We start from the raw sequence: 18516 nt of genomic DNA on the forward strand, positions 1-18516 counted from the left end.
CCAGAGACTCGTCACGAAGGATCCCGCCCATGCCCTCTGCCCTGTCGCTTGTGGCCGATATCGGCGGCACCAATACGCGCGTGGCGCTGGCCAGCGGCAAGGTTGTCGATAGTGACAGTGTCCGGCGCTATGCCAATCGCGAGGCGACCGATCTGGCAGAGGTGTTGCGGCGCTATCTTCAGGACACGGGCACCGATCATGGCGAGATCGCCGGCGTCTGCGTCGCCGCAGCGGGCCCTGTGCATGACGGTGTGGCGGAGCTGACCAACCTCTCCTGGCGGGTCGACCGGGCGATGCTTTCGGAGGTGCTGAGCTCCGAAAAAGTCGCCGTTTTGAACGATTTGCAGGCCCAAGGTCACGCGATTGGCCATCTGGCCGCCGAGATGGTGACGCCCGTCGTGGCGCAGCCCGATGTGAGCGGTCAGGCAGCGAAACTGGTCGTTGGCGTTGGCACCGGCTTCAACGCCGCGCCGATCTATGACACCGCGATGGGCCGGTTTGTGCCACCCTCGGAATGCGGTCATATCAGCTTGCCGGTGAAAGGCCCCGATGGCGCGGCCTTGGCGGCGCGGCTTTTGGACAGCCATGGTTTTGCCGCCGTGGAAGAAGCGCTCTCCGGTCGCGGTCTGGAAGCCATGCACCACTTCCTCCATGACACGAAACTCTCAGCAGCCGAAATCATGGCCGGGCTTGAGGCCGGTGACAGCCAGGCCGAAGCCACCGCGCGTCTCTTTGTCCGGCTCTTGGGCACGGTGGTGGGCGATTTGGCCCTGATCCACCTGCCCTTTGCCGGGATCTATCTCGTCGGCGGCGTTAGCCGGGCTTTCGCGCCCTATCTCGCCCGGTTCGGATTTGCCGAAGCCATGCAGGATAAAGGCCGGTTCGGACCGTTTTTGCAGCAATTCGGTGTGGCCGTGGTCACGGATGACTATGCGGCGCTGACGGGATGCGCCTCGCATCTGGTGCATCTCTAAAACGCGCTGTCCTTCACGGCCTCCATCGACACATGGGTCGAGCTGGAGGCCACATGAGGCAGGGCCGAGATCACCTCACCCAAGACCCGTCGATAGGCCCGCATGTCGCTGGTCCGCACCTTCAGAAGATAGTCGAACGCGCCGGCGATCATATGGCATTGTTCGATCTCGGGCACCTTATGAACCGCTGTATTGAAAGCCCCAAGCGCCGCCTCGGTGGTGTCGGTCAGCTTCACCTCGACAAAGGCCACGTGATCCCGGTTCAGTTTCGCGGGGTTTAAAACCGCGCGGAAGCCCAGGATGTAGCCCTGCGCTTGCAACCGTTTGACCCGCACCTGACAAGGGCTTTTCGATAAGCCGACGTGCCGCGCGAGATCGGTGACCGGGATGCGCCCATCGGTCGACAGAATCCGCAGGATTTTCCGATCGAAGACATCAAGTGGCCCGCTATCCGATATATCTGACATCCAGCTTCCCTGTTCTTCGCTCACTTTCAGGACAAACGCCCGCCACAGGCAAAAGTCAAGGCAGACGGCCCGCACAGTTCCGAGGTAACCTGAGGCAACCCCTGTTTTGATGAGGCCGCCCATGTCCCCGCTTGCCCCACTCCGCACCCGCATTCGCGCTCTGGCGCATGCCCCCGAAACCGATGTTCTGACGGATCTGATCGCTGAGGCCGGTCCTGATACCGCCACACGCGCCGCCGCAGCCATGCGCGGCGCGCGCCTGGTGCGCGGCCTGCGCGAGGACAGCGCCCCAGGCTTGATGGAGGTGTTTCTGGCCGAATATGGGCTTTCGACCCGGGAAGGCATCGCGCTCATGTGCCTCGCCGAGGCGCTCTTGCGGGTGCCCGATGCGGAGACGATGGACGCGCTGATCGAAGACAAAATCGCCCCCTCGGAATGGGGCGCACATCTGGGCAATTCCTCGTCATCGCTGGTCAATGCCTCGACCTGGGCGCTGATGCTGACCGGCAAGGTGCTGCAAGATGGCGAGGGTCTGGCCAGCGTCCTTAGGGGGGCCGTGCGCCGTTTGGGGGAACCGGTGATCCGGGTGGCGGTGGGCCGCGCCATGCGGGAGATGGGGCAGCAATTCGTTCTGGGCCAGACGATGGATGAAGCGCTGAAACGCGGCGCCAAGATGGAGATGAAGGGATACACCTATTCCTTTGATATGCTGGGAGAAGCGGCGCTGACCCAAGCGGATGCCGACGACTTCTTCGCGGCCTATCAGACGGCGATTGCACGGCTGGCGCCGGAATGCCGCTCCGACGATATTCGCGACAACCCGGGCATTTCGATCAAGCTCTCGGCGCTCCATCCCCGCTATGAGGTCAGCCAGACCGATCGCGTGATGTCCGAACTGGTCGCGCGCACCCGCAGCCTCGCCTTGCAAGCACGCGAGGCCGGGATGGGACTTAACATCGACGCCGAAGAGGCCGACCGGCTGGATCTGTCGCTCGATGTGATCGAGGCGGTGCTGCGCGACGAGGCGCTGGCCGGGTGGGGCGGGTTCGGCGTGGTGGTCCAGGCCTATGGCAAACGCGCCGCAGCAGTGATCGATTGGCTTTACGCTCTGGCGGAGGGGCTGGATCGGAAGATAATGCTGCGGCTTGTCAAAGGGGCCTATTGGGACACCGAGATCAAACGCGCACAAGTCGAGGGCCTGGCCGATTTCCCTGTCTTCACCCGCAAAGCGGCGACGGATGCGGCCTATCTGTGTTGTGCGGGGAAACTGCTTGGCATGACCGACCGGATTTACCCGCAATTCGCCACCCATAACGCCCACACGGTTGGCGCGATCATTAAGATGAGCGATGACCCACAAACCTTTGAATTTCAACGCCTGCACGGGATGGGCGAAGCGCTGCATGACCAGGTGCTCAAGGCCAATGCCACCCGCTGCCGGATCTATGCACCCGTCGGCGCCCATCGCGATCTTCTGGCCTATCTGGTCCGGCGCTTGTTGGAAAACGGCGCGAACTCGTCTTTCGTGAACCAGATTCTTGATGACACGGTCGCGCCGGAAGAGGTCGCCGCCGATCCTTTCTCAGTCCTCGAAACCCTCGGCGAAAACCCGGCGGTCGCCCCGCCTGCGGACCTGTTTCAACCTGAGCGGCGCAATTCCCGGGGTTGGGACCTGCGCGACACCGATGATCTGGCGGAGATCGACGCCGCGCGGACCCCGTTTCAGACCACCCGCTGGCAGGCCTATCCGCTCATGGCGGGGGGCGCGCCATCCGGACCAAGTCTTGAGGTGAGAAACCCGGCGCAGCCCTCTGATAGGGTCGGCGAGTTGCAAGAAGCCGATCACACTGATTTGGAGGTCGCCCTTGGTCATGCCATGCCCTGGAGCGCGCCTGCTGCGGCGCGCGCCAAGGCTCTCAACGCCGCCGCCGACCTTTACGAGGCGCATTTCGGCGCGATGTTCGCGCTGCTCGCCCGCGAGGCTGGTAAGACCCAGATGGATGCGATTGCGGAGCTGCGGGAAGCGGTGGATTTCCTGCGCTATTACGCGGCTCAGGCCGAGACGCTCACCGCGCCGCCGCGCGGCGTCTTTGCCTGCATTTCGCCTTGGAACTTCCCGCTGGCCATCTTCACCGGGCAAATCGCCGCCGCGCTGGCCGCGGGCAATGGGGTGATTGCCAAACCGGCGGAGGCGACCTCGCTCATCGCGTTCCGCGCCGTCCAACTGCTGCATGACGCGGGCGTGCCGCGCGCGGCGCTGCAATTGCTGCCCGGCCCCGGATCGGTGATCGGCGCGGGCCTCTCTAGCGATCCGCGCATTGCGGGCCTCTGTTTCACTGGCTCGACCGCGACGGCGCAACGGATCAACCGCGCGATGGCGGACAACTTGGACCCGACCGCGCCGCTGATCGCGGAAACCGGTGGGCTCAACGCAATGATTGTCGATTCCACCGCGCTGCCGGAACAGGCGATCCGGGATATCCTGACCTCCGCGTTCCAGTCGGCGGGCCAACGTTGCTCCGCGCTGCGGATGCTCTATGTGCAAGAGGATATCGCCGACCCCTTCCTCAACATGCTTTACGGCGCGATGGATGAGTTGGTTCTGGGCGACCCGTGGGCCTTGAAGACAGATCTCGGGCCAGTGATTTCCGCCGACGCCAAAGCCGATATCGAGGGTCATATCGCAGAGGCCGCGGCGGGGCGGCGTGTATTGAAAACCCTGCCCACCCCAGAGACCGGGTATTTCGTGCCGCCGACCGTCATCGACCTACCTGGCGGGATCGCGGATTTGGAACGCGAGGTGTTTGGCCCTGTGCTGCATGTGGCGCGGTTTGCCGCCGATGAGTTGGACGCCGTCGTGGATGCGGTGAACGCTAAGGGCTTTGGCCTGACCTTCGGCATGCACAGCCGGATCGATGATCGGGTGCAGGCGGTCTGCGCGCGATTGCAGGTCGGAAACACCTATGTGAACCGGAACCAGATCGGCGCGATTGTCGGCTCGCAACCGTTTGGGGGCGAAGGGCTTTCTGGCACCGGGCCGAAAGCCGGTGGGCCGCACTACGTGCCACGTTTCACCCGCAGTGATACCAGACAAGAGGCGGCGGGCACTGGTCGTGCGCTTACTCTGGCCGAGGTCCAAGCCGCCCTGGAGGCGCTTCCCGCGCCAAACCCCGCACCGCTGACGGCAAACGACCTGCCCGGACCGACGGGCGAGTCAAATCGGCTGGCCACCTATGCCCGCGGGCGGGTTCTCTGCTTGGGGCCAACGGCAGAGGCCGCGATGCAACAGGCGCAGATCGCCGGCGATTTGAGCAACACGGCGCTGGTCGTCGCGCCGGGGGTAAAGGACGGGCTGGATGGGTCTGTAACGCCTGAGATATTGGCGCAACTGACCGGGATCGATGCGGTGGTGATCTGGGCGGAAGACGGCGTGTTGCGGCCCTTGCGCCAAGCGCTCGCCGGGCGTGACGGGGCGTTGATCCCGCTGATCGCCGAGGCCGACCCGGCCCCGCGCCTGATCTTGGAGCGCCATATCTGCATCGACACGACAGCGGCAGGCGGCAATGCCAGCCTGCTGGCCGCCTCCGGTTAGGCTTGCCAAGGGCGGCGGCTTGGGCCTTAGCTGACAACATGACCGAAGCCCCCGAGATCGACCAGATTCACGCCCTTCTGGGGAACCAGATCGGCACGTCAGAAATCGTGGAAGCCACGCGGCTGGCGCGCGCCGATCTCGGGGGATGGCATCTGGACGACCTGCAGCTGACGACGACCGCGGGAGAGGTCATTCCAGCCTATTTCTTGCATCCGCCAGAAGGAGCGGCGCCGGTTCGTGCCGTGCTTTATTGCCATGCGCATGGGAACACCTACACCATCGGGCGCGAGGAACTGATCGCCGGGCGACCCGCCTTTCAAGCGCCCTATGCCGCCGATCTCGTGGCACAGAACACCGCGGCCCTGTGTCTGGAGATGCCCTGTTTCGGAGAACGGGCATCTCCCGGCGAAGGCGCGAGGACGAAGGCCGGTCTCTGGGCGAGCAAACCGCTTTTTGGGCAGATGCTGGCGGAACTCGCGGCGGGTCTGAATTGGCTGGCCGCCCAGGTCGACATCGACGAGTCGCGGCTTGGCGTCATGGGCCTGTCGATGGGCGGCACGCACGCTTGGTGGCTCGGCGCTTTGGCTCCGCAGGTCAAAGCCACGGTCTCGATGTGCTGCTTCGCTGATTTGGAGACGCTCGTGGCGCTTGGCGCCCATGACGGGCATGGGATTTACATGATGGTTCCGGGGCTGTTCACAATCGCCCGGTCGGGGCAAATCGCCGGGCTGACCGCGCCGCGGGCACAACTGGTTTGCGCCGGAATGCAGGATTGGAGCACACCGCCAGAGGCATTTGAGGCGGGCCTCGCGGATTTAGTCGCGGCCTATGAAACCGCGGGCACTGCCGACATGCTCGAAACCCATATCGAGACCGATCTTGGCCATGCGGAAAGCGCGGCGATGCGGGCACGGGTTTTGGAGTTCCTGGATCGGCGGCTGTAAGCGGCGCGACTATTCGAAATAATCGCCATGGCTGTCGCGCAGATCAGAGATCAGGTCGAGGACCGAGGCGAGATGGTGCGTCATCGCCGCTTGCGCTTGCGCCAAGTCGCGCACGCGCACGGCACTGAGGATATCGCCATGTTCCGCCAAAAGCCGCGCTTTGTGCCCCCGATCGCTCAGCGATAGGACCCGCAGCCGATCCAATACCGTCTTCTCCTGCGCCAGAAGGATCGGCACACGGGGATAGCCGGTTGCTTCGGCAAGAATGGCGTGGAAATGGTCATCCTGATCTTGAAACTCAATATCATTGTTATCCGCAATTGCAGTGGCTTGCCGTGTGAGGTTCAGCTTGGCTTCTGTTACGAATGTCTCCGGCATCCCAACCGTGCAAAGCCGCGCGACCACCGCCAACTCAATCGCCTCACGCAGGAATTGCGCCTCACGCAGGCGGCTTTCCGACAGTCGGGTGACGAAATTGCCCCGGCTCGGGCGGGTTACAATCAACCCCGCCTCGCGCAGATGGGTGAACGCCTCGCGCACGGGCGTTCGACTGGCGCCAAATCTCAACCCGACTTCGGTCTCGGAGAGAAGGCTGCCGGGCGGGATTTCCATCCGCAGGATCGCCGCGCGGATATGGCCATAGATCTGATCGGCAGGCGGGCCGGACGGCTCAAACCCCTCGAAGGGGATCGCCGTCAGATCAAGCGGGTTCTTACGGGGCGGCATCGGTTTGAATTGTCTCCTCGCAACCAGCATACCGGTATACAGGTTTATTGACAATGGCGGTGGGGCGTGCAGGAATGGGGTGATCTGGGAGGGAGATCTGCGCGCATGGGCTCGGCCCCGTTGAATATCGCTTTGATTGGCACGGGCATGGTGGCGATGACCCATCTGCTCGCGATCCGGGATGCGCGCCCTGCCCTGCGCCTAGCCGCGATCTGCGCCCGGCGGCGTGAGAGTGCGGAGGCGTTTGCGGCCAAGGCTGAGGCGGAATTGGGATATCGGCCAACGATCTATGCCGATGCGCAGGCCATTGCGGACGATGCCGAGATTGATGCGGCCATCATTGTCACGCCGCCAAATGCCCGCGCAGAGCTGATCGCGCCCCTGGCCCAAGCTGGTAAAGCGATCCTCTTGGAGAAACCCGTGGCACGGACCGGGGCCGAAGCCGAGGCGGTTGTGGCCCTCTGCGAGGCGGCAGATGCGACCCTGGGCATTGTCTTTCAACACCGGATGCGGGCGGCGTCGCTCAAAGCGACCGAATTGGTGGCCTCCGGCACACTCGGGCCCCTCGGTCTGGTGGAGATCGCGGTGCCCTGGTGGCGCGATCAGGCCTACTATGACGAACCCGGGCGCGGCACTTATGAACGCGACGGCGGCGGAGTCTTGATCAGTCAGGCGATCCATACCATCGATCTGGCGCTGAGCCTCACGGGCCCGGTGGCCGAGGTGCAGGCGATGACCGCCACCACGCGGTTCCACCAGATGGAGGCGGAGGATTTCGCCAGCGCGGGCTTGCGCTTTGAAAATGGCGCTGCGGGGTCCCTCGTTGCTTCCACCGCGAGTTTTCCGGGGGCGGCGGAAACCATCACGCTGCATTTCGAGCGGGCGAGCCTGCATCTGGGCGAAGGCGTGCTGACCGTCTCCTGGCGGGACGGGCGGGTTGAGCGCTTTGGCGCGACGGCCAGCACCGGCGGCGGGGCCGATCCGATGGCCTTCACCCATGAGTGGCACCAAAGTATCTTGGAAGATTTTGCCGACGCGCTCCGCCAATCGCGCGCGCCATTGGTGACCGGACGGCAGGCCTTAGAGAGCCACCGGTTGATCGATGCAATCACGCTCTCCGCACATGAGGGCCGCATTGTAACACTCGGAGAACATGTATGAGTTTACGGTTCGCAGCCCTCGGTTTGGATCACCGGCACATCTATGGGATGGCGGGCAATATGATCGTGGCGGGCGCGGAGTTTGTGGGCTGGTGGACCGACGGCAACCCGGGCACGCTGGACGGGTTCGACAAGCGCTTTCCAGGTGTGCCCCGCGCGATGGACAAGGCGCAATTGCTCGACGATCCAACGATCGATCTGATCCTGATCTCGGCCATCCCGCGCGACCGTGCCGCGCTGGCCATCGCGGCGATGGAGGCGGGCAAAGACGTCATGGTCGACAAGCCGGGCTGCACGACGCTTGAACAACTGGAGGCGATCAAGGCTTGCGTCGCGCAGACCAGGTGCATCTGGTCGGTGGATTTCTCGGAACGGTTCGAAGTGCCAAGCGTGACCCGCGCCGCCGAGTTGGTTGCCGAGGGTGCGATTGGCAAAGTGGTGCAAACCGTGGGGCTTGGCCCGCATCGGCTGAATCGCCCGACCAGGCCGGATTGGTTTTTCGAGCGCGACGCTTATGGCGGCATCCTGACGGATATCGCCAGCCATCAGATCGACCAATTTCTCTATTTCACCGGCGCGACGGATGCGGAGATCACGCTGGCTTCGGTCGGGAATTTCGCCAATCCGTCCGACCCTGGTTTGCAAGATTTTGGCGAGATCGCCCTCCGCGCGCCCGAGGGGCATGGCTATATCCGGGTCGATTGGTACACGCCCGATGCGCTGCCCAATTGGGGCGATGGGCGGCTGACCATTCTGGGCACCGAGGGCTATATTGAGCTGAGGAAATATGTCGATGTGGGCGGGCGCGACGGCACCGACCATCTGGTTTTGGTGAACGGCACCCGCTGCGAGAATATCGATGCCTCCGATGCGGGCCTGCCCTATTTCGCACGCCTCGCCGCCGATATCCGTGATCGGACCGAAACCGCGATGCCGCAGGCCCATGCGTTCAAAGTGATGGAACTGGGGCTGAAAGCACAAGAGATGGCGGAGGCGCGGGCATGATCCGGGTCGCGATCATCGGCGCCGGGATCGGGCGGGAGCATTTGGCAGGGTATCGCGCCCTGCCCGGCCAATTCCAAGTGCGCTGGATCTGCGATCTGGACACGGCGCGAGCCTATACGATCCTGGGCGGCGATACAGGGCCGGAGGTCACGACCGATATTAATGCGGTGATGCGCGACGCCGAGACCGATTTGATCGATATCTGCCTGCCGCCGCATCTACATGTGCCGATTGCGATGGATGCGCTTGCGGCCGGAAAACACGTGATCTGCGAAAAGCCGATCGCGCCTTCCTTGGCGGACTGCGATGCGCTGGCGGAGGCGGAAGCGCGTGCGCCGGGTCGAGTGTTTCCGGTCTTTCAATATCGCTATGGCCCGGGCACGGCGGCGCTGGACGCGCTTATCGCGGCGGGGCTGGCGGGCGCGCCGCAAGTCGCCAGCCTGGAGACGCATTGGAACCGGGGGGCGGAGTATTACGCGGTGCCTTGGCGGGGGACATGGGAGGGCGAACGTGGCGGCGCGGTTCTGGGCCATGCGATCCACAATCACGATCTGCTCTGCCGGTATTTTGGGCCTGTCGCCGCGCTCTCGGCCCAGGTCGCGACGCGGGTAAATGCCATAGAAACAGAGGATTGCGCGGCGATCTCAATGCAGTTTGGAAACGGCGCCTTGGCCACAAGCGCGATTACGCTCGGCGCTGCGAGTGACACCACGCGATTGCGTTTGGTCTTTGAACATCTGACCGCGACAAGCGGCGATCTGCCTTATGCCCCGGCGGAGGGCACATGGAGCTTCACGGCGCGTGATCCGGCGCGCCAAGGGGAGGTGGATGCGGTCGTCGCGGGCTTGCGCGGGATCAAATCGGGCTTTGTCGGTTACTTCGCGGCGATTGCTGATGCCATCGCGGGAGATACGGGCCGCGAGGTCACGCTAGACGATGGTCGCCGGTCAATCGAACTGGTCACCGCGATCTATAGCGCCGCCCGCTCGGGCGAAAGGATTGCTTTACCGCTCGCCGCAAACGCGGCAAGCTACACCGGTTGGGTGCCGGAACAAGGCACCACCGGAATGAATGACGATGTCAAACAATCGCGTATTCCATAGGGAGGATTAGAAACGTGAAACATAAGATACTGACGACGACTGCCCTGGCGGCAGGCTTTGCAACCCTCGCCGGCGCCGCCTCGGCGCAGGAAGTCCGCTTCATGTGCTACTCGGACGGCAATGAATGCGAAGTTTACGAAGATGTCTTGAGCCGGTTCGAGGCCGACAATCCGGGCATCACTGTGGCCATAGATGTGGTGCCCTATCAGGCGATCCTGGAGAACCTGCCAGTGCAATTGGCCGCAGGTACCGGGCCGGATATCGCTAAGGTCACCGACCTGGGCGGTTTGAATGAATACTATCTCGACCTGACGCCGCATGTGGATGCGGATTATTGGGCCTCCAGCTTCGGCGACACGCTTGGCTGGTATCGCGGCGGGCCGGACGACGCCGGTATCTACGGGATGCACAGCCAGCTGACCATCACCGGGGCCTTCGTCAACGCGACGCTCTTTGAACAGGCTGGTGTCGTTATCCCGGGCGAGGATGCGACCTGGGAAGACTGGGCCGCGGCGGCCCGTGCCGTGGCTGAGGCGACGGATACCGACTTCCCGATGGCGATCGACCGCTCTGGCCACCGCGTGGCAGGCCCGGCGATTTCCTACGGTGCAGCGCTGTTTGACGACAATGGCGAGGCGATCCTGGTGGATGACGGCTTCACCGCCTTTGTGCAGCAATTTGTCGATTGGCACGAAGACGGCACCATCGCGCGCGATGTCTGGGCTGGCCAAGGCGGTCAGACCTATCAGGACGCCGCGCAAGAGTTCATCAATGGCGAGCTGGTCTTCTATTATTCCGGCTCCTGGCAGGTGAACCGGATGAACGACCAGGTTGGCGATTTCTTCGACTGGCAAGTGGTTGGCAGCCCCTGTGGCCCGGCCGGCGCCTGCTCCGGCATGCCGGGTGGCGCGGGGATCGTTGGGTTTGAACAGACCGAGCATCCTGAAGCCGTGGCCGCCGTGATCGACTTCCTGGCGCAGGAAGACATCTATGCCGAAGTGACCGCGCGCACCTCGAACCTGCCCGCGCATTTGGGCGTGGCCAGTGCCGGGGTTGAGTATGAGGGTGCCTCGCCCGCCGCTCAGGCCGCACTGAACGCGTTCGCGGGCGATCTGCCAGATGTAGCCCCAGCCGCCTTTGCCTATCAGGGTTATGCCGGCAACCGGGCGATGTTTGGCATCACGGTTGAGCGTGTCAGCCAAGCCATCGTTGGCGAGTTGACCGTGGAGCAGGCCATGGAACGCGCCGTGGCCGATCTTGAGGCCGCTATGGCCGAAGCCAACTAACGGCTCCTCTCCGATCTCAGGCGCGCAAGCCGCGCCTGAGATCCTTTGCCCTAGGCGTGACGGCTATGCTCCGCATCATCTCCCCCATCATGCGTCTCATCGAAATCCCGATGGTGGCGCTGCAACGGATGCTTGGCATCCACCGGCTGGCCTGGGTGTTCTTGCTGCCCAATCTGGTTCTCTTTGCCCTGTTTGCCTTCCTGCCGGTCATCTTGAACATCGCCTATGCGATGACCGGCGGCGACAACGTGCTTTTGTCGGATCGGCCTTATGTGGGCGGGCGCAATTTCTCGACACTGGCCGATTGTGCCAATCATTTCGATCCGAACTCCTGTCGCGATGATAAATTCTGGCGCGCGGTGTGGAACACGCTGTGGTTTGTGACGCTGCAAGTCGGGTTCATGGTCGGCTTCTCTTTGCTGACCGCTTTGGTCTTGAACCGCGAGATCAAGGCCCGCGGATTTTTCCGCTCGGTCTTCTTCTTCCCGGTGCTGCTGTCGCCGGTTGTCGTCGCGCTGATCTGGAAATGGATTTTGCAACGCGAGGGCGTGTTGAACGCGTTTCTCGATTGGACCGGCCTCGGCGGGTTCAACTGGTTGATCGATGCGGAATGGGCCTTTGCCTGGACGGTGTTCCTGACGGTTTGGGCGCATATGGGGTTCTATACGCTGATCTTGCTGGCGGGCCTGCAAGCGATCCCGCGCGACGTCTATGAGGCCGCGCTGATGGACCGGGCCAGCCCGTGGCGCACCTTCCGGCGGATCACGCTGCCGTTGCTGTCACCCACAATGCTGGTGGTTTTGGTTCTGGCCCTAATCCGGTCGGTGCAAACCTTCGATGAGGTCTTTGCCTTCACCGGCGGGGGCCCGGGCACGGCCACAACCTTCATCATCCAATACATCTATGAAGAAGGCTTCGCCGGAGCGCCGCGCCTCTTCGGCCTCGCGGCAGCCGCCTCGCTAATGGTGGCCGGTGTGCTGGTGGTGCTCACCTTGGTGCAGCTCTGGGTCAACCGGAGAAATGTCAATGGGTGAGCAGATGAACCGCGACGCGGCCATGGCGCAGATCAAGGGCCGTATCTCGACATCGGAGGGCACATCATGAGCCGTGTTTGGGAGTTCTTGACGGCCACACGCGGCAATGGCCGCCTCGATTGGACCGATTGGATCACCTATGGCTATCTGGCCTTGGGCGTCTTCCTGATGTTTTTCCCGGTGATCTGGCTGCTGCTCAGTTCGTTCAAAACCGAGGCGGATTTGCAGCGTTTCCCGCCCACCTTCCTGCCCTATCAGCAAGAAACCCTGATGGTGGATGGCTATGAGGAGCCGCTGCCACTGTTCTTGATGACCGATGGCGAGTTTGAGGGGCGTGTTCTCGCCCAGGTGCGCCGCGTCGGTCTGCAAGCGCAGATGGTCGACCCGGCGAACCCGGAAGAACGGCTGCGCGTGACCATCGATCAACGCGAGCCGGTGGAACAGGTCTCCCTGGCCTGGGAGAATTACGCGGGCCTGTTTGAGCGGTTCAATTTCCTGCAATTCTTCTGGAACTCGACCTTCATCACCGTCACGGCGACGCTTCTGATGCTGCTGGTCAACTCCATGGCCGCCTTCGCCCTCTCGAAATATGAGTTCCGCGGACGCACAGTGGTGTTGCTCCTGGTCATCGGCACATTGATGATCCCGCAGACGGTGGTCTTGGTGCCGCTCTTCCTGATCGTGACGGAATTGGGCATGTTCAACAGCTTATGGGGTGTCATTATCCCCGGCGCGGCAACGCCCACGGGTGTCTTCCTGCTTCGGCAATATATGATCACCATCCCCGATGAGATTCTCGACGCCGCCCGGATGGACAAGGCCAGCGAATGGAAGATTTTCTGGCGGATCATCGTGCCGCTTTCGGCACCCGCCATCGCGGTTCTGGCGATCCTTGCGATCATGTGGCGCTGGAATGATTTCCTCTGGCCGTTGATCGTCTTGACCCAGACCGAGAATTTCACCCTGCAACTGGCGCTCAACTCCTTCCAGGGCGAGTTGCAAACCGATTGGTCCAGCCTGTTGGCGATGACCGTTTTGACACTTCTGCCCATCGCGATGGTCTTCATGTTCTTGCAGAAATACATCGCCACCGGCATCGCCTCGACAGGAGGGAAATGATGGCATCCATCGAGCTGAAATCCTTGCGCAAAGCCTATGGCGCGGCGGAGGTGATCAAGGGCATCGATCTCTCGATCGAGCATGGCGAGTTCTGCGTCTTTGTCGGGCCCTCGGGCTGCGGGAAATCCACGCTTCTGAGGATGATTTCGGGGCTGGAAAGCGTGACCTCCGGCGATATCGAAATCGGCGGTGAGGTGGTCAATAAGATCCCCGCGGCGGATCGGGGCCTGGCGATGGTGTTCCAATCCTACGCGCTTTATCCGCATATGACGGTGCGCCAAAATCTCAGCTTTGGCTTGGAAAACATCCAGACGCCGCGCGCGGAAATCGAAAGCAAACTCAACGACGTGGCGGGCATGTTGCAGATCGATATGCTTCTGGATCGTCGCCCCAAAGACCTCTCTGGCGGACAGCGGCAGCGCGTCGCGATTGGCCGGGCCGTGGTGCGCGAGCCGAAAGTGTTCCTCTTTGACGAGCCGCTTTCGAATCTTGATGCGGAGTTGCGCGTGGATATGCGCGGAGAGATTTCGGCGCTGCATAAACGCTTGGGCAACACGATGATCTATGTGACCCATGACCAAGTCGAAGCGATGACCATGGCCGACAAGATTGCCGTGCTGCGCTTGGGTGAGCTGGAGCAATTCGGCCGCCCGCTCGACCTGTTCAACGATCCGCATAATCTCTTTGTCGCCGGGTTCATCGGCTCGCCGAAAATGAACTTCATGACCGGGGTTGTGCATAGCGCCGACCGCTCGCTTCTGACGCTGGATACGGGCGAAGAGGTCAGCCTGCCGGTGACCGGGTTTGCCCATCGGGCGGGCGAGAAGGTCACGCTTGGTGTGCGGCCGAACAGCCTGCTGCCCGATCCGAATGGGTCGATCCATATCCAGGTCCGCGCCGTCGAACAGCTCGGCAGCGACAGCTATCTCTATGGCCAATTGGCCGATGGCACGCGGCTGACGGTGCATAACCCGGGCCAAACCCAGGTGCAGGCCGGCGAGAATGTCGCGCTGAGCTTCGCACCAGACGCGGTGCATCTCTTCGACACCGACACAACCCTGACGCTCCGCGAGGCGCCATGAGGCAGACCTGGCGCTGGTTCGGCCCGGCGGACACGATCTCGATTGCTGAAATCCGGCAAACGGGCGCGGCGGGCATTGTCTCGGCCCTGCATCACATTCCGTCCGGCGCGGTTTGGCCTGAGGCCGAGATCGCGCGGCGGAAGGCGGAGATCGAAACCGGCTCGGGCCTGACCTGGGATGTGGTCGAAAGCCTGCCGGTGTCGGAGGCGATCAAAACCCAAACTGGCCCCTGGCGTGACCACATCGCCGCGTACAAAGACAGCCTGCGCAACCTGGCCGCCACGGGCCCTAAGACAATCTGCTACAATTTCATGCCGGTCCTTGACTGGACCCGCACCGCCCTGCGGGCGCCCCTGCCCCATGGCGGCACGGCGATGCGCTTCGACCTCACCGATTTCGCGATGTTCGACCTACATCTGCTGGCGCGCCCTGGAGCGGCGGAGGATTACGCCGACGCGGTTCGGGCCGATGCCGCGCGGCGCTTTGCCGAGACAGATGACACCGCCCGTGCGCAGTTGGTGAACAACATCGTTGCGGGCTTGCCCGGCGCAAATGACAGCTGGAGTTTGGACGATGTGCGCGCCCTGCTCGCCACCTACTCCGGGATCGACGCCAGGCGGCTGCGCCAAAACCTGATCGACTTTCTGGCGGAGGTCGCCCCGGTTGCTGAAGGGCTTGGTCTGCGCCTGTGCTGTCATCCCGATGACCCGCCCTTTTCGCTGATGGGCCTGCCCCGGGTGATGTCCGACCTTGCCGATTATCGCGCCGTGCTGGCGGCCGTCGACCTGCCCGCCAATGGCGTGACCTTCTGCACCGGCTCGCTTGGCGTCCGGGCCGATTTTGACCCGGTCGCTTTTGTCGACACGCTCGGGTCCCGCATCCATTTTGTGCATCTGCGGAACACGCGACGTGATGGGAATGGCGACAGGGTCAGTTTCATGGAGAGCGATCATCTGGCCGGCGATACCGATATGGTTGCCACGCTCCGCGCCCTTCTGGCCGAGGAACATCGCCGCAAAGCCGAAGGCCGCGCCGACTGGGAATTGCCGATGCGGCCCGATCATGGCCATGATCTGCTGGATGACCATCGGCGCGCATCGCAACCCGGCTACCCGCTGATTGGTCGGATGAAAGGCCTTGCAGAGTTACGCGGGGTGATCGCGGCCCTGTCTTAAGGCACCTCGGTCCCGAGCGCCGCCGTATAAATCTCAAACCAAGTTTCGCGATCCAGGTTTACCTTAAGAGCATCGCTGATCTTCTTGATCCTATTCAGATTATTTGTCCCCAGAACAGGCATAATCCGCGCCGGATGCGCCAAGAGCCAGGCGACGGCAACCGCATCCGCGCCGACACCATGCGCCGCGCCAATCCGGTCCAGAACCGCACGCACCGCCGCTCCTTCGGGACCAAACAACGCCCCGCCCGCCAGCGGCGACCAGGCCATCGGCGGGATGCCCCGTTCCTGCATCCAGGCGATATCGCCATTGGTAAAGGGCGCATGGCAAAGCACGCTGACCTCGATCTGATTAGTCACTAGCGAGGTGGACATCGCCGATTGCAGCAGCGTCCAGTCATGCAGTTTGAAATTCGATACCCCGACGTGGCGGACCTTGCCGGACTGAACCAGACCATCCAGAGCCTTGCCGGTCTCGTGGTGATCCATCAGCGGATCGGGCCGGTGGATCAGCAGCAAATCGATCCGATCTGTCTGCATCAACTGCAAAGACGCCTCAACGGATCCGGTGATATGCGCGGCAGAGGTGTCGTAGTATTTCACCCGCTTGTCGGCATATTTCCCAATCGGCGCGATGATATCGCATTTGGTCACCAGCTCGACCTGATCTCGCAAGCGAGGAGCCGCTTGAAACGCCGCGCCAAGGATCGCTTCGGCCCCGTAATCGCCGTAGATATCGGCCTGATCCATCGTGGTGATGCCCTGCGCGAGACAGGCTTCAACCTTGGACTGCACATGATCTGCCGAGGTGTCGGCGTCATCCCCGATCCGCCACATCCCATAGATCAACCGCGAGAAATCCAGATCATCGGCCAGCTTTATCCGTTCCATCAGCGTCGCTCTCCCGCGCCCAAAGGTGTCGCCGGGGTCTCTCTGGGCACCCGACCGTATTCCTGCGGCAGCGAACAGGTCTTCAACTGCGGCATCACCTTTTCGCCGAAATGCCGGCATTCGTCGAGATGTGGATAGCCGGAGAAGATAAAGGCGCGGATGCCCATTTTCTGATAGGCTTCGATCTCGGAGAGCACTTGGTCGGTGGAGCCGACAAGCGCCGCGCCGCAGCCCGACCGCGCCCTGCCGATCCCAGTCCAGAGATGCGGCTCCACATAGCCGAATTTATCCGCCAGCTCGCGGGCCCTCGCCTGATGCGCAACCCCAAGCGAGATCGAGTCATGCGCCCGGTCGCGGATCAGTTTGCCATATTCGTCATCCAGCTTGCTGGTCAGATACTCCGCGTATTCTCGGGCCTCCGCCTCGGTATCGCGGACGATCATATGCACGCGCAGCCCATAATCGAGCGTTCTGTCATAGCGCTCCGCCACCGCGTTAACGGCTTTCATCCGCTCCGCGATCTGCTCTTTCGGCTCGGGCCACATCAGATAAACGTCGCAATGCTGCCCGCAGAGATCCAAAGCCGCCGGGGAATACCCGCCGAAATACAAGAGTGGCCCGCCGATCTGGTAGGGTCGCGCCGGATCGGTGGTTAAGCCTTGGAAATTATAGACTTCACCCTCGTAGTTAATCTCATCTTGGGTCCAAGCCTGTTTCAGAATCTCCACCACTTCACGCGAGCGTTGATAGCGGAACCCGCTTTCGGCCACCTCGCCGGGGAAATCCGAGGAGATGATGTTCACCGTCAGCCGCCCCTCCAGCATATGGTCCAGCGTGGCGATGGTGCGGGCCAGCATGATCGGCTGCATCTCGCCGCAACGCACCGCGGCCAACATGTTGATCCGATCCGTGATCGGGGCACAGCCCGCGACAAAGCTGAGGGTATCTTGGCCCACCTGATAGCTCGACGGGCATAGGATATTGCGGAAGCCTTGCGCCTCCGCCTCCTTCAGGATCGACGAGCAATGCGCCCACGATGAGCGCAGATCACCATCGGGCACGCCCAGAAACTGATAATCATCGGAACAAAGCGCGGCGAACCAAGAGACCTCGGCGGCGTCCAAATCGGCGGATGTCACGGGCACAACTGTCATCTTTATCCTCCCCGGATGCGCAGTTTTGTCTTGCGTAGCACTCGCTTTAGAGTAGATCAATGCTATATCAATTTCCACGCGGGAGGGCGTGAGAGGTGACCGAGCCCGGCGCGCTTCCGGCGTATTTGCAAATCAGCGAGATGCTGATCCGCGACATCGCGGCGGGGCGCTTGGCCGATGGGCAGCGCCTGCCGCCCGAGCGCGAGATGGCCGCCGAGCATGGTGTATCGGTCATGACCCTGCGCAAGGCGTTAGCCGAATTGGAGACCCGCAAGCTGCTTGAGCGGCGCCAAGGGTCGGGCAACACGATCCGTGCGAATGGCGAGATTGGGGGCGTCTACGCGCTTTTCCGTCTGGAACTGCTGGAAGGCGGCGGCTTTCCAACAGCGCGCGTACTGGACGTGTCGCGGGAAGCGAAACCAGACAATATCCCCGATCTGGGCAGCGACACCCCGTTCGCCTGGCGCATTCGGCGGGTCAGGTCGCTCAACCGGCAACCGGTCTCGGCCGAGGAGATTTGGCTCGACGGGCGATTTACCGAAACACTCGCCGCCGACGAGCTCAGCCAATCGCTCTATCTCTACTACCGCGAGACCTTGAAACTCGCGATCCTCCGGGCTGAGGATCGGGTGGGCGTCGATACGGCACCGGATTGGACCCCGGACGAGATTGGCCTGCCCTCCGGCGCGCCAGCCTGTTTGGTGGCACGTCGAACCTGGAGCCAAGCCAATGACCCCATCGAGTTTTCTCGCTCTTGGGTGAACACAAGCCGTGCATGCTACGTCGCACGGATCAGCTAGCAGAA

The 18516-nt window shown here is 62.6% G+C and carries 16 protein-coding genes; 12 read left to right on the plus strand and 4 right to left on the minus strand.

All coding sequences use genetic code 11. The annotated features are described in order from the left end of the window. The first annotated feature begins 29 nt into the window (after positions 1–29). Entirely contained in the window at positions 30–974 is a 945-nt protein-coding gene (locus GTF44_RS10465) for an ROK family protein (RefSeq protein ID WP_171559510.1), read from the plus strand. Here the strand turns inward: GTF44_RS10465 and GTF44_RS10470 are convergent. Continuing rightward, positions 971–1441, minus strand: a complete 471-nt coding sequence (locus tag GTF44_RS10470) for an Lrp/AsnC family transcriptional regulator (protein ID WP_171559507.1) — start codon at positions 1439–1441, stop codon at positions 971–973. The genes GTF44_RS10465 and GTF44_RS10470 overlap by 4 nt on opposite strands. Positions 1442–1562: 121 nt before the next feature. On the opposite strand from GTF44_RS10470, the gene putA reads away from it, so the two are divergent. Beyond that, on the plus strand, positions 1563–5033 hold the full coding sequence (gene putA, locus GTF44_RS10475) for a bifunctional proline dehydrogenase/L-glutamate gamma-semialdehyde dehydrogenase PutA (protein ID WP_171559503.1): 3471 nt from the start codon (positions 1563–1565) through the stop codon (positions 5031–5033). 38 nt (positions 5034–5071) lie between these two features. Further along, on the plus strand, positions 5072–5977 hold the full coding sequence (locus GTF44_RS10480) for a S9 family peptidase (RefSeq protein WP_171559500.1): 906 nt from the start codon (positions 5072–5074) through the stop codon (positions 5975–5977). A 9-nt stretch (positions 5978–5986) separates the two neighbouring features. Here GTF44_RS10480 and GTF44_RS10485 read toward each other — a convergent pair whose 3' ends face one another. Continuing rightward, positions 5987–6703 carry a GntR family transcriptional regulator gene (locus tag GTF44_RS10485; protein WP_171559498.1) on the minus strand — a complete coding sequence of 239 codons (717 nt, stop codon included), beginning with the start codon at positions 6701–6703 and terminating at the stop codon, positions 5987–5989. Positions 6704–6808: 105 nt separating this feature from the next. On the opposite strand from GTF44_RS10485, the gene GTF44_RS10490 reads away from it, so the two are divergent. The 8 genes from GTF44_RS10490 (at position 6809) to uxuA (ending at position 15667) form a co-directional block, all read left to right on the plus strand. Next, on the plus strand, positions 6809–7864 hold the full coding sequence (locus GTF44_RS10490; RefSeq protein WP_171559495.1) for a Gfo/Idh/MocA family protein: 1056 nt from the start codon (positions 6809–6811) through the stop codon (positions 7862–7864). Beyond that, positions 7861–8868 (plus strand): Gfo/Idh/MocA family protein, encoded by a 1008-nt coding sequence (locus GTF44_RS10495; RefSeq protein ID WP_171559492.1) that lies wholly within the window; start codon positions 7861–7863, stop codon positions 8866–8868. Before GTF44_RS10490 ends, GTF44_RS10495 begins: the two co-directional genes overlap by 4 nt. Further along, complete coding sequence (locus GTF44_RS10500) at positions 8865–9971, plus strand: Gfo/Idh/MocA family protein (protein WP_171559489.1); 1107 nt, start codon at positions 8865–8867, stop codon at positions 9969–9971. Before GTF44_RS10495 ends, GTF44_RS10500 begins: the two co-directional genes overlap by 4 nt. A 14-nt stretch (positions 9972–9985) precedes the next feature. Further along, positions 9986–11257: an ABC transporter substrate-binding protein gene (locus tag GTF44_RS10505; protein ID WP_216364970.1), complete on the plus strand. Its 1272-nt coding sequence runs from the start codon at positions 9986–9988 to the stop codon at positions 11255–11257. A gap of 65 nt (positions 11258–11322) precedes the next feature. After that, the gene (locus tag GTF44_RS10510) at positions 11323–12291 is read left to right on the plus strand and encodes a carbohydrate ABC transporter permease (RefSeq protein WP_145208557.1); all 969 of its coding nucleotides are present in this window, start codon (positions 11323–11325) and stop codon (positions 12289–12291) included. A 66-nt stretch (positions 12292–12357) separates the two neighbouring features. Further along, positions 12358–13410 (plus strand): carbohydrate ABC transporter permease, encoded by a 1053-nt coding sequence (locus GTF44_RS10515; protein ID WP_171559486.1) that lies wholly within the window; start codon positions 12358–12360, stop codon positions 13408–13410. Further along, positions 13407–14492: an ABC transporter ATP-binding protein gene (locus tag GTF44_RS10520; protein ID WP_367383373.1), complete on the plus strand. Its 1086-nt coding sequence runs from the start codon at positions 13407–13409 to the stop codon at positions 14490–14492. The genes GTF44_RS10515 and GTF44_RS10520 overlap by 4 nt, the downstream gene beginning before the upstream one ends. Continuing rightward, on the plus strand, positions 14489–15667 hold the full coding sequence (uxuA, locus tag GTF44_RS10525) for a mannonate dehydratase (RefSeq protein WP_171559480.1): 1179 nt from the start codon (positions 14489–14491) through the stop codon (positions 15665–15667). The genes GTF44_RS10520 and uxuA overlap by 4 nt, the downstream gene beginning before the upstream one ends. Here uxuA and GTF44_RS10530 read toward each other — a convergent pair. Both GTF44_RS10530 and GTF44_RS10535 read right to left on the minus strand, forming a co-directional pair. Then, complete coding sequence (locus GTF44_RS10530; RefSeq protein WP_171559477.1) at positions 15664–16557, minus strand: aldo/keto reductase family oxidoreductase; 894 nt, start codon at positions 16555–16557, stop codon at positions 15664–15666. The two genes, uxuA and GTF44_RS10530, sit on opposite strands and share 4 nt — an antisense overlap. Further along, positions 16557–17711 carry an LLM class flavin-dependent oxidoreductase gene (locus GTF44_RS10535; protein ID WP_171559474.1) on the minus strand — a complete coding sequence of 385 codons (1155 nt, stop codon included), beginning with the start codon at positions 17709–17711 and terminating at the stop codon, positions 16557–16559. The genes GTF44_RS10530 and GTF44_RS10535 overlap by 1 nt, the downstream gene beginning before the upstream one ends. A 95-nt stretch (positions 17712–17806) precedes the next feature. Between GTF44_RS10535 and GTF44_RS10540 the strand changes: the two genes are divergently transcribed. After that, a complete protein-coding gene (locus GTF44_RS10540; RefSeq protein WP_171559472.1) occupies positions 17807–18511 on the plus strand; it encodes a UTRA domain-containing protein in 705 nt (234 codons plus the stop codon). Positions 18512–18516: the final 5 nt, after the last annotated feature.

Origin of the sequence: Roseobacter sp. HKCCD6576-2 (assembly GCF_013179285.1) — a bacterium.
GTDB classification, from domain to species: Bacteria; Pseudomonadota; Alphaproteobacteria; order Rhodobacterales; family Rhodobacteraceae; genus Rhodophyticola; species Rhodophyticola oceani.

Bases quoted from the DNA above. Each gene is read 5' to 3' on its own strand.
- GTF44_RS10480 (WP_171559500.1), top strand. From the start codon at position 5,072: ATGACCGAAGCCCCCGAGATCGACCAGATTCACGCCCTTCTGGGGAAC.
- GTF44_RS10490 (WP_171559495.1), top strand. From the start codon at position 6,809: ATGGGCTCGGCCCCGTTGAATATCGCTTTGATTGGCACGGGCATGGTG.
- uxuA (WP_171559480.1), top strand. From the start codon at position 14,489: ATGAGGCAGACCTGGCGCTGGTTCGGCCCGGCGGACACGATCTCGATT.
- GTF44_RS10495 (WP_171559492.1), top strand. From the start codon at position 7,861: ATGAGTTTACGGTTCGCAGCCCTCGGTTTGGATCACCGGCACATCTAT.
- GTF44_RS10535 (WP_171559474.1), bottom strand. From the start codon at position 17,711: ATGACAGTTGTGCCCGTGACATCCGCCGATTTGGACGCCGCCGAGGTC.
- GTF44_RS10515 (WP_171559486.1), top strand. From the start codon at position 12,358: ATGAGCCGTGTTTGGGAGTTCTTGACGGCCACACGCGGCAATGGCCGC.
- GTF44_RS10520 (WP_367383373.1), top strand. From the start codon at position 13,407: ATGATGGCATCCATCGAGCTGAAATCCTTGCGCAAAGCCTATGGCGCG.
- GTF44_RS10530 (WP_171559477.1), bottom strand. From the start codon at position 16,557: ATGGAACGGATAAAGCTGGCCGATGATCTGGATTTCTCGCGGTTGATC.
- GTF44_RS10470 (WP_171559507.1), bottom strand. From the start codon at position 1,441: ATGTCAGATATATCGGATAGCGGGCCACTTGATGTCTTCGATCGGAAA.
- GTF44_RS10500 (WP_171559489.1), top strand. From the start codon at position 8,865: ATGATCCGGGTCGCGATCATCGGCGCCGGGATCGGGCGGGAGCATTTG.
- GTF44_RS10485 (WP_171559498.1), bottom strand. From the start codon at position 6,703: ATGCCGCCCCGTAAGAACCCGCTTGATCTGACGGCGATCCCCTTCGAG.
- GTF44_RS10510 (WP_145208557.1), top strand. From the start codon at position 11,323: ATGCTCCGCATCATCTCCCCCATCATGCGTCTCATCGAAATCCCGATG.
- putA (WP_171559503.1), top strand. From the start codon at position 1,563: ATGTCCCCGCTTGCCCCACTCCGCACCCGCATTCGCGCTCTGGCGCAT.
- GTF44_RS10465 (WP_171559510.1), top strand. From the start codon at position 30: ATGCCCTCTGCCCTGTCGCTTGTGGCCGATATCGGCGGCACCAATACG.